We start from the raw sequence: 10,161 nt of genomic DNA on the forward strand, positions 1-10,161 counted from the left end.
CACCCTCACCCCTACCCCTCTCCCACTCGGGAGAGGGGATCCCGCGCTTGTTTCTATAGGAGATTTTCCCCGGACAGTCCTGCCCTCTGCGGGGGAGGGTGGCCCGCGGAGCAGGCCGGGAGAGGGGCAGCGCGACGGTTCAGGACTTGGCGCGCCTCACAACGGTCCAGTCTTGTCCGAAACCGTGGCTCCCCTCTCCCGCCCCACTCCGTGGGGCATCCTCCCACGCAGAGGGGGGAGGGTTCGGGCGCGGTGGCCGTCTCGAGTTCCGCTTTCGCGGCCCCGGAATGACGCGGAGGGTGGATCGGCCGTCGGGGTCGATCACGTGGGCGCTCAGGCCACCCTGCTCCCCCCGGGCGCGACCGGCACGGGCGCCGTATCGGGAAGCGACGCGATCAGGTCGTGGGCCTCCGCCGCGCTCTCGGCCGCCGGGGGCGAGCCCCACATCGTCGCGCCGCCGGGCTCGCGGATCGCCAGGATCGACACCGTCCCGACGAGGCCGGCGAGCGCCAGGTAGTAGGCCGGCCAATTGAGGTCGCCGGTCAGCGCGACGAGCGAGCCCACCACCACCGAGGTCGTCCCGGCGAAGAGCGAGACCGAGATGTTGAAGGCCACCGACAGGCCGCTGGCGCGCAGCCGCGTCGGGAACAGCGCCGGCAGGGTCGAGGGCATCGTGGCGCTGAAGCAGATCAGCAGCATCCCCAGGATCAGCAGACCGAGGAAGGCGGTGACCTCGCTCTGGCTGCGGATCAGCAGGATCATCGGGTAGGCGAGCACGACGAGGCCGACCGAGCCGGCGAGCACGAAGGGCTTGCGGCCGAAGCGGTCGGACAGCCAGCCGATCAGCGGGATCGACAGGAGCGCGATCACCATGACGGCGATCTGCAGCACCTCCGAGGCGGTGGCCGACATCCCGCCGGCCTTCTGCATCATCGGCAGGGTCTGGGTGACGTAGGTCGGCATGTACGAGGTCAGCATGTAGTTCGGCACGTTCCAGGCCAGCGCCAGGCCCATGCAGACGAGGAGGTACGGCCACAGGGCGAGCACGTCCTTCAGCGTCTGGCCGACGCGCTGCGCCTTCTCGCGGTCGTCGGCCTCCTGCTCGAGGGCGGCGAAGGCCGGCGTCTCGGCGAGCCGGGTCCGCAGGTAGACGCCGACGAGCCCGAGCGGCAGGGCGAGGAAGAACGGCACGCGCCAGCCCCAGGACAGCAGCTGCTCCTCGGTGAGCGCCGCGTGGGCCACCGTCACCACGATCGCCCCCAGCAGGTAGCCGGTGAAGGTGCCGAATTCGAGCCAGCTGCCGAGGAAGCCGCGGCGGCGGTCGGGGGCGTACTCGGCGATGAAGGTCATCGCGTTGCCGTACTCGCCGCCGGTGGAGAAGCCCTGGACGAGGCGGGCGAAGAGCAGCAGCAGCGGAGCCAGCAGGCCGATGCTCTCCTGGCTCGGGATGCAGCCGATCGCGAAGGTCCCGACGGCCATCAGGATCATCGTGGCGGCCAGCACCCGGTTGCGGCCGATGCGGTCGGCCAGGAAGCCGAAGAACACGCCGCCGATCGGCCGGATCAGGAACGAGACCGCGAACAGCCCGAAGGTCGCGATCTGACCCGCCGTATGCGACAGGTTCGAGAAGAACACCTTCTGGATCGTCGGCTCGAAATAGGCGTAGACGCCGAAATCGTACCACTCGGTGATGTTCCCGACCGACGCCGCCGTGATGGCGCGCCTGATCGTGGACGGCTCGGTCACGACGCAGTCCGACGCCTGCCACGACTTGTCGGACTCGACATGCGTCGACAGCATTCAGTCCCTCCTTCGCACGGCGAGAGCGATACGGGAATCGCCTTCCGGCCTCCGGCGCGCCGCCGCGACGGTATTCACGGCGACAGGCGATGAGATGTACGCCGCTGCCCTTGCTGCGGTATCACCCATTGGTAACATCCGACGCGGATTTTCATTCAAAAATCTCGAAGACGTACGTAATGTGGGTCAGAAGAAAAGTCTGACTTGCAGAAAAACGACATCCTCTTGCCGATTTCCACCTCCGTTCGATTTTCGCATCGCAGCACAAGGCGGATCGCCGGCCGGTGGGGAACGGTCCGGCGGCCCGCGGCCTTCGGGAAGGGGCGCCGGTTCTCCCGCGGGGCGGCGTCGCGAGGGCCGGCCGCGACCGCTCCTCACGCCGGCGCGGCGCCGGCGCGCGGGGTCTTCCAGGGCACGTACCGGACGGTCGCGAACTGCAATCCGAGGAACCCGATCGTCGTCTGCCGGGCGATCCGCATCTCTTGCGGAATCCCCGTGACGACGTCGTAGACCAGGATGCAGGACTGGCCGGACCGGTCCGGCCGGGTCTCCTCCCAAATCAGGGCGATCCCGACCGAGCCGGGCACGTGGGTGACCGCGTAGCCGCCGATCCTGAGGACGGGCCCGGGGTCGCTCGACCAGATCCTCGTCTCGCCCGGCTCCTCCATTGCCACGTCTCCGTGCCCGGCGGCGTGGCCGCGGGACGTCGAGCCCGGGCGCCGCCAGCCGAGATCGAGGGTGAAGCGGCGGGGCTTGCGCGCGGGCAGGAGGGCGATCAGGCGCCGCGCCGCCTCGTCCGGGAAGGTCGGCTCGTCGGCGACGAGGCGGTCGAGGAGCGCGTTGGCTTCCAGGCGCTCGGCCAGGGACATCGCAGAGGGCATCGCGGCCATCGCTCCGGCGGGAAGGGCAGGGGGCGGTCAGGTCCCGAGGATCTTCCAGACCCCCTGGCCGACGGCGCAGACGCGGTCCTCGACCCGCAGGGTTCCCTGCATGAACAGGATCGAGCGGGTGGCCCGCACCACCCGGCCCTCGGCCACCAGGAACTCGCCGGTCTCGACCGGCGCGAGGAATTGCAGGTCGAGGCTGATCGTCGCCTGCCGGCGCCCGCCCTGGGCCTCGGCCGCGACGCGGCCGAGCGCCATGTCGAGGAGCGTCGCCATCACGCCGCCATGGACCACGCCGTTGCGGTTGCGGTGCTTGCCCTCGACGACGAGGCCGTGCAGCAGGCCCGCCGCGTCGGCGCGCTGCCAGACCGGGCCGATCAGGTCCATGAACTCGGACATGTCGACGGTCTCCCAGCCGGCGGCGGCCGGATCGAACGGGGCTGTCATGCCGGCGGTCTCCGTGTCGGGGCGCGCCGCGCCCGCCGCGCCGGCTCCGCCCGACGGAGGAGGCCGACGACCGGAAGCGTCGCGAGAGACGCTTAGCACGGTCCGGAGCCGTGGAGACCGGCGCATCGGCCGGGATGCGGCATCGGAATCCCCGGACCTTCGGGCGATCTCTCCCGACCGCGGCCGCATCCCGGGTGGGGCTGCCGCACGCCGTAGCCTCGGAGGGCGGCTCCAGGTCTCGCCGCGATCATCGGTGCCGCCGCGCGAGGTTTCCTTCGGTCATGCCTGGTGACGAGGGCGCCGGTGGGATGAGGATGATGCGGCATCGTCTTCGAATCGATACCGGTCGGCGGTCGACAACCCGGCGACGATTGCAGGTCCCGTCTCCATCCCGGTGCGCGCTCCGGTTCCGTTGCTGACCGGGCCGGCGAGCTTCATTGACAACCCCCGACCCGCCCTTAGAACCGGACCAAACGCCGGGGGGAGGGAGCACGCCATGGGCGAGGATCGGGGCAAGGGCCTGCGCAAGGGACTGACCAGCTACGGCGATGCGGGCTTCTCGCTGTTCCTGCGCAAGGCCTTCATCAAGGCGGCGGGCTATTCCGACGACGCCCTCGACCGGCCGATCGTCGGCATCACCAACACGGCGTCGGACTACAATCCCTGCCACGGCAACGCCGCGCAGCTGATCGAGGCAGCCAAGCGCGGGGTGATGCTGGCCGGCGCGATGCCGATGGTGTTCCCGACGATCTCGATCCACGAGAGCTTCGCCCACCCGACCTCGATGTACCTGCGCAACCTGATGGCGATGGACACCGAGGAGATGATCCGCGCCCAGCCGATGGACGCGGTGATCGTCATCGGCGGCTGCGACAAGACCCTGCCGGCCCAGGTGATGGCGGCGGCCTCGGTCGACCTGCCGACCGTGGTGATCCCGGTCGGCCCGATGGTGGTCGGCCACCACCGCGGCGAGGTGCTCGGCGCCTGCACCGATTGCCGCCGCCTCTGGGGGGCGCACCGGGCCGGCGAGATCGACGAGGCGGAGATCGAGACCGTCAACGGGCGCCTCGCGCCCTCCGTCGGCACCTGCATGGTGATGGGCACCGCCTCGACCATGGCCTGCATGATCGAGGCGATGGGCCTCGCCCTGCCGATGGCCGGCACGATTCCGGCACCCCACGCCGAGCGGATCCGCCTCGCCGAGGCGAGCGGCGCCTGCGCCGCCGCGATGGCGAAGACCGGCGGACCGCGGCCGAGCCGGATCATGACCAAGGCCTCGATCCGCAACGCGCAGGTCGTCATGCAGGCGATCGGCGGCTCGACCAACGGGGTGATCCACCTCACCGCCATGGCGAACCGCGCCGGCATCGACCTCGACCTCGCGAGCCTCGACGCGATCGGCCGCGAGGTGCCGGTGCTCGTCGACCTCAAGCCGTCCGGCGACCACTACATGGAGCATTTCCACCATGCCGGCGGCGTGCCGAAGCTCCTAGCCGAACTCGGCTCCCTGATCGACCTCGACGCCCCGACCATCACCGGCGCGACCCTGCGGGACGTGGTGGCGGCGGCCGAGGACGTGCCGGGCCAGACGGTGATCCGCTCGCCGGACAGGCCCATCAAGCCGGTCGGCGCGATGGCGGTCCTCACCGGCAACCTCGCGCCCCGCGGCGCGCTGATCAAGCACTCGGCGGCGACCCCGCGGCTGCTCCAGCACGAGGGGCGGGCGCTCGTGTTCGATTCGATCCCCGACATGGCGGCGCGGATCGACGACCCAGACCTCGACGTCTCGGCCGACGACGTGCTGGTGCTGAGGAACGCCGGCCCGAAGGGCGCGCCCGGCATGCCGGAGGCCGGCTACCTGCCGATCCCGAAGAAGCTCGCGCGCCAGGGCGTCAAGGACATGGTGCGGATCTCGGATGCCCGGATGAGCGGCACCGCCTTCGGCACCATCGTGCTCCACGTCACGCCGGAATCGGCGGTCGGCGGGCCGCTGGCGCTGGTGCGGACCGGCGACCGCATCCGGCTCGACGTGGCGGGCCGGCGCATCGACCTCCTGGTCGACGAGGCGGAGCTCGCCCGCCGGGCCGAGGCGACGACCCCGCCGGCCCGGCCCGACTGGGCGTCGCGCGGCTACGCGCGCCTGTTCCACGACACCGTGACCCAGGCCGACCAGGGCTGCGACTTCGACTTCATGCGCCGGGAGGGCTGAGGCGCCGGCCGGAGAGGGGAGGGGGCCTGCGGGCCTCACCCCCCGCCGAGGGCCGGGGCGTCGTCGCTGTCGAGCTGCTCGCTCTGGAGGAGGTCGTGGATCGCGGCGAGCCGGCTCGTGGCCCGGCCGCCGAGGGCGAGGCCGAGCCGCACGCTCAGGATCTCGATCACGATGAGCTGCGCGATGGTGGCGTCGGTGCCGACCCGCATCGTCGCGTCGCCGGGCACGTCGACCGCGAGCAGGATGTCGGCGGCGCGGTGGAGCGGCGTGCCGGTGCGGGTGATGGCGACGACCGTCGCGCCGGCCCGGCGCGCCACCGCGACGGTGCGCAGGAGCGCCGGCATGCGCCCGACATACGAGATCGCCACCAGCACGTCGCCCCTGGTCAGGCAGGAGGCGGCGGTGAGCTGGAGATGGGTGTCGGCGAAGGAGTTCGACGGGATGCCGAGCCGGAACAGGCGGGCATGGAGGTCGTGGGCGAGGAAGTGGGAGGTCGCGCCGGTGCCGGCGGTGTCGACCCGCCCGGCCGTCCGGATCGCCGCGACCGCCTCCTCGATCCGGGCCGGATCGATGCTCGACTGCCACTCGGCCAGCATCGAAGTGACGCTGCCGACCACGTTGCGCACCACCTCGCCGGGCGCGTCGGTCGGCCGGACGCTGCGGTGGACGTAAGGGGTGCCGAGCGCCAGCGAGCCGGCGAGCTTCAGCTTCATGTCGCGCACGCCCTCGCAGCCGACGGCGCGGGCGAAGCGCACGATGGTCGGCGCGCTCACCCCCGCCCGCTCGGCCAGGAGCTCGACCCCGGTCTGCACCGCCCATTCGGGATCGGCGACGATCATCCGGGCGATCCGGGCCTGGGTCTCGGGCAGGCCGTCGAGGGTGTCGCGCAAGGTCCGCAGGAGATCCGTGGAGGGCGGGGCCTCCGCCCCGCGGGCATCCGGCGGCGCGTCCGCCATCACGCCGCCTCCCGCATCTCGGAGGCGTCGCGCAGGCAGGCGAAACGGTGCCCGTCGCCGGCCTCGTGCATCGGCGGAACGTCCCGCGCGCAGGCCTCGACCGCGAGCGGGCAGCGGGTGCGGAAGACGCAGCCCGAGGGCGGCGCGATCGGGCTCGGGATGTCGCCCTTGAGGAGCCGCGCGATGCGGGCTCCGTCCGGGTCGGCTTTCGGCGAGGCGGCGAGCAACGCCCGCGTGTAGGGGTGGCGCGGGCGCGCCGCCACCTCCGCGGTCGGGCCGATCTCCATGACGCGGCCGAGATAGAGCACCACCACCCGGTCGCAGAGCAGCTCGACCACGTCGAGGTCGTGCGAGATGAACAGCATCGCGAGGTTCAGCCGCGCCCGCAGGTCCTGGAGCAGGTTGAGCACCTGCGCCTGGACCGAGACGTCGAGGGCCGAGACCGGCTCGTCGGCGACGATCAGCCCGGGCTCGACGGCGAGCGCCCGGGCGATGCCGATGCGCTGGCGCTGGCCGCCGGAGAACTCGTGCGGGAACCGGTCGAGATGCTCGGGGGGCAGGCCGACGAGGTCGAGGAGCTCGGCCATCCGCTCGCGGCGCCGGCCCCGGGCGAGGCCGTGCGCGGCGAGCGCCTCGCCGAGGATGCCCGAGACCCGCAGGCGCGGGTTGAGGCTGGCATAGGGGTCCTGGAAGATCATCTGCGCCCGGCGCCGCAGCGGCGTCAGGCGGCGCTCCGGCAGCGTCGAGACGTCCTGTCCGTCGAACAGGATCGTGCCGGCGGTCGGATCGACGAGGCGCAAGGCGAGGCGCCCGATCGTCGACTTGCCGGAGCCGGATTCGCCGACGAGCCCGACGACCTCGCCGGGGGCGACCGTGAAGCTCACGTCCTCCACCGCCCGCACCTGGGCCGGCGGGCGGCCGAAGCGCTTGGTCAGGCCGTCCACGGCGAGAATAGGGTTGCTCACATCTCCCTCCAGAACAGGCAGCGGGCGGCGCGGTCGACGCCGATCGCCTCGAGCGGCGGCGCGGTGCGGCGGCATTCCTCCCGCACCCGGTCGCAGCGGGGCGCGAAGGCGCAGGCGTCGCGGATCGCGGCCGCCCGCCCGAGGGAGCCCGGAATCGAGCGGACGTGCCGGCGCCCGTCCGGGCCGCGGGTCGCCCGCGCCGGCAGCGAATCGAGCAGGCCCGCCGTGTAGGGGTGGCGCGGATGGCGGAAGAGGTCGCCGACCGGCCCGGTCTCGACGATGCGCCCGGCATACATCACCGCCACCCGGTCGGCGACTTCCGCCACCACGCCGAGATTGTGGGTGATGAACAGGACGCCCATCCCGGTCTCGCGCCGCAGCCGGTCGATCAGCGCCAGGATCTGCGCCTGGATCGTCACGTCGAGGGCGGTCGTCGGCTCGTCGGCGATGAGGAGGCGCGGGTTGCACGCCATGGCGAGCGCGATCATCACCCGCTGGCGCATCCCGCCCGACATCTGGTGCGGGTAGTCGTGCAGGCGCTTGGCGGCGGCCGGGATCTCGACGAGTTCCAGCATCTCCTGCGCCCGGCGCAAGGCGCCGCGCCGGTCGAGCCTCAGGTGGAGCCGCACCGATTCGGCGATCTGCTCGCCGGCGGTGAGCACCGGGTTGAGGCTCGTCATCGGCTCCTGGAAGATCATGGCGATCTCGGCGCCGCGCAGGCGCCGCACCCGGTCGGGCGAGGCCTGGGCGAGGTCGATCGTCTCGCCGGCCTTCGTCCGGTAGAGGATGCGGCCCTTGGCGACGCGGCCGGCCGGGCGCGGCAGGAGCCCCATCACGGCGAGGCTCGACACCGACTTGCCGGAGCCGGATTCGCCGACGAGCGCCACCGTCTCGCCGGGCGCGACGGACACGTCGACCCCGGTGACGGGGGCGACCTCGCCGTCCTCGGTGCGGAAGCGGACCTCGAGGTCCTCGATCGAGAGCAGCGGCTCGGTCATCGCGAGGGCTTCCGCATCACAAGGCCTTCCGCAGCTTCGGGTCGAGCATGTCGCGCAGGCCGTCGCCGAGGATCTGGAGCGAGAGGGCCGAGAGCACGATGGCGAGGCCCGGATAGAGCACGGTCCAGAACGCCCGGTCGGCGTATTGCTGGCCCGACGCGATCATCGTGCCCCAGGTCGGGATCTCCGGCGGCACGCCGGCGCCGAGGAACGACAGCCCGGCCTCGGCGAGCACCGCGTAGGCGAAGATGAAGGTCGCCTGGATGAGGATCGGCGAGGCGACGTTGAGCAGGATGTGCACGGTCAGGATCCGCGGCGTGCCGACCCCGAGCGCGCGGGCGGCCTCGACGAAGGGCAATTCGCGCACCACCAGCGTCGAGGCGCGCACCACCCGCACCACCCTGGGCGTGTAGACGATGGCGAGCGCCAGCACGACGTTGCCGGCGGAGGCCCCCAGCACCGCGACGAGGAAGATCGCGAGCAGGATGTCGGGCAGGGCCATCAGGGCGTCGACCACCCGCATGATCGGGCCGTCGAGCCGGCGGTCGTAGCCGGCCAGGATCCCGAACAGGGTGCCGGTGAGGCACGAGGCGAGCACGACCGAGAAGCCGATCCCGAGCGAGGCCCTCGCGCCGTAGATGATCCGCGAGAGCACGTCGCGGCCGAGCTCGTCGGTGCCGAGCCAGTGCTCCGCCGAGGGCGGGCGCAGGCGGCGCACCACCCGCATCGCGCCGGGATCGAACGGCGACACCCAGGGGGCGGCGAGCGCCACCACGACGATCGCGAGCAGCACCAGGGCGGCGAGCAGCACGAGCTTGCGCCGGAACAGGCGGCGCAGGAACAGCAGGGCGGGGGCGTTCATCGTCTCGCTCACGCGGTCACCCGGGGATCGACGAGGCGGTAGATGAGGTCGACCGCGAGGTTGATGAGGACGTAGAGGCCCGCCACCATCACGAGCGCGCCCTGGATGACCGGATAGTCGCGCCGCAGCACCGCCGAGACCACGAGGTTGCCGATGCCGGGCAGGCCGAACACCGTCTCGGTGACGATGGCGCCGCCGATGAGCAGCGCGACCGTGAGCCCGAGCACGGTGACGATCGGCACCAGCGCCGTTCCGAAGGCGTGGCGCAGCACCACCCGGCTCTCCGGCAGGCCCTTGGAGCGGGCGGTGCGGACGTAGTCGTTCGACAGGACGTCGAGCATCGAGGCGCGGGTGAAGCGGGTGATCAGCGCCGAGTTGACGATGCCGAGGACCAGCGAGGGCAGGACGAGGTGTTCCAGCCTCTCGCCCAGGCTTGCGCCCGGCGCGCCGTAGCCCGCCACCGGGAACCAGCCGAGGCGCACGGCGAAGAACTGGATCAGGATCAGGCCGAGCCAGAAGCTCGGCACGTTGGCGGCGAGCAAGGCCAGTCCGCTCACCACCTGGTCGACCGCGCGGCCGCGCCAGACCGCCGAGACGATGCCCGCCGGCACGCCGACGAGGGCCGCGATGGCGACCGAGAACAGGGCGAGGAAGAAGGTCGGCTCGGCCCGGTCCCACAGCACGGTCGTCACCGGCTGCTGCAGGAAGATCGAGCGGCCGAAATTGCCGGTGGCGATCTCCTTCAGCCACAGGGCGAACTGGACGAGGAGCGGCCGGTCGAGCCCGAACGTGGCACGCAGCCGCGCGACGTCCTCCGGCGAGGCCTGGTCGCCGAGCATGATCGCCGCCGGATCGCCGGGAGCGAGCCGGGTGAGGAAGAACACCATGGTGGCGACCAGGAACAGCACCACCAGGAGGCCGCCGAGCCGGCGGGCGAGAGAGGTCCACATCGGGCTGCCGCTTTCCGAAGCATCGTTTCGCGAGCCGGTCGGCCTCCGGATCATTCCCCCTTTCCCGGACGACTGCAGCGTCAGCGGAAG

At 72.0% G+C, this 10,161-nt stretch carries 9 protein-coding genes; 1 reads left to right on the top strand and 8 read right to left on the bottom strand.

Annotation, left to right across the window (positions count from 1 at the left end; all coding sequences use genetic code 11):
* Positions 1–333: 333 nt before the first annotated feature.
* The 3 genes from A5481_RS14115 to A5481_RS14125 all read right to left on the bottom strand — a co-directional run bounded on the left by A5481_RS14115 (position 334) and on the right by A5481_RS14125 (position 3,131).
* Positions 334–1,800 (bottom strand): MFS transporter, encoded by a 1,467-nt coding sequence (locus A5481_RS14115; protein ID WP_048434270.1) that lies wholly within the window; start codon positions 1,798–1,800, stop codon positions 334–336.
* A gap of 374 nt (positions 1,801–2,174) precedes the next feature.
* Complete coding sequence (locus A5481_RS14120; RefSeq protein WP_197514184.1) at positions 2,175–2,681, bottom strand: hypothetical protein; 507 nt, start codon at positions 2,679–2,681, stop codon at positions 2,175–2,177.
* A 36-nt stretch (positions 2,682–2,717) separates the two neighbouring features.
* The gene (locus A5481_RS14125; RefSeq protein ID WP_048434272.1) at positions 2,718–3,131 is read right to left on the bottom strand and encodes a PaaI family thioesterase; all 414 of its coding nucleotides are present in this window, start codon (positions 3,129–3,131) and stop codon (positions 2,718–2,720) included.
* A 496-nt stretch (positions 3,132–3,627) separates the two neighbouring features.
* On the opposite strand from A5481_RS14125, the gene A5481_RS14130 reads away from it, so the two are divergent.
* Complete coding sequence (locus A5481_RS14130; protein ID WP_048434273.1) at positions 3,628–5,340, top strand: IlvD/Edd family dehydratase; 1,713 nt, start codon at positions 3,628–3,630, stop codon at positions 5,338–5,340.
* A 35-nt stretch (positions 5,341–5,375) separates the two neighbouring features.
* Here the strand turns inward: A5481_RS14130 and A5481_RS14135 are convergent, their stop codons facing one another.
* From A5481_RS14135 to A5481_RS14155, 5 genes are read right to left on the bottom strand one after another with little or no spacing between them, the layout of a single operon-like run.
* On the bottom strand, positions 5,376–6,296 hold the full coding sequence (locus tag A5481_RS14135; protein WP_048434274.1) for a MurR/RpiR family transcriptional regulator: 921 nt from the start codon (positions 6,294–6,296) through the stop codon (positions 5,376–5,378).
* Complete coding sequence (locus A5481_RS14140; RefSeq protein ID WP_048434275.1) at positions 6,296–7,261, bottom strand: ABC transporter ATP-binding protein; 966 nt, start codon at positions 7,259–7,261, stop codon at positions 6,296–6,298. The genes A5481_RS14135 and A5481_RS14140 overlap by 1 nt, the downstream gene beginning before the upstream one ends.
* On the bottom strand, positions 7,258–8,259 hold the full coding sequence (locus A5481_RS14145; protein WP_048434276.1) for an ABC transporter ATP-binding protein: 1,002 nt from the start codon (positions 8,257–8,259) through the stop codon (positions 7,258–7,260). Before A5481_RS14145 ends, A5481_RS14140 begins: the two co-directional genes overlap by 4 nt.
* Positions 8,260–8,275: 16 nt before the next feature.
* Positions 8,276–9,121, bottom strand: coding sequence for an ABC transporter permease (locus tag A5481_RS14150; RefSeq protein WP_048434277.1), 846 nt, complete (start codon positions 9,119–9,121; stop codon positions 8,276–8,278).
* An 8-nt stretch (positions 9,122–9,129) separates the two neighbouring features.
* Entirely contained in the window at positions 9,130–10,071 is a 942-nt protein-coding gene (locus A5481_RS14155; protein WP_048434278.1) for an ABC transporter permease, read from the bottom strand.
* Positions 10,072–10,161 lie beyond the last annotated feature (90 nt).

It is taken from the genome of Methylobacterium platani (assembly GCF_001653715.1).
Taxonomy (GTDB): domain Bacteria; phylum Pseudomonadota; class Alphaproteobacteria; order Rhizobiales; family Beijerinckiaceae; genus Methylobacterium; species Methylobacterium platani.

Bases quoted from the DNA above. Each gene is read 5' to 3' on its own strand.
- A5481_RS14115 (WP_048434270.1), bottom strand. From the start codon at position 1,800: ATGCTGTCGACGCATGTCGAGTCCGACAAGTCGTGGCAGGCGTCGGAC.
- A5481_RS14145 (WP_048434276.1), bottom strand. From the start codon at position 8,259: ATGACCGAGCCGCTGCTCTCGATCGAGGACCTCGAGGTCCGCTTCCGC.
- A5481_RS14155 (WP_048434278.1), bottom strand. From the start codon at position 10,071: ATGTGGACCTCTCTCGCCCGCCGGCTCGGCGGCCTCCTGGTGGTGCTG.
- A5481_RS14120 (WP_197514184.1), bottom strand. From the start codon at position 2,681: ATGCCCTCTGCGATGTCCCTGGCCGAGCGCCTGGAAGCCAACGCGCTC.
- A5481_RS14125 (WP_048434272.1), bottom strand. From the start codon at position 3,131: ATGACAGCCCCGTTCGATCCGGCCGCCGCCGGCTGGGAGACCGTCGAC.
- A5481_RS14150 (WP_048434277.1), bottom strand. From the start codon at position 9,121: ATGAACGCCCCCGCCCTGCTGTTCCTGCGCCGCCTGTTCCGGCGCAAG.
- A5481_RS14135 (WP_048434274.1), bottom strand. From the start codon at position 6,296: ATGGCGGACGCGCCGCCGGATGCCCGCGGGGCGGAGGCCCCGCCCTCC.
- A5481_RS14130 (WP_048434273.1), top strand. From the start codon at position 3,628: ATGGGCGAGGATCGGGGCAAGGGCCTGCGCAAGGGACTGACCAGCTAC.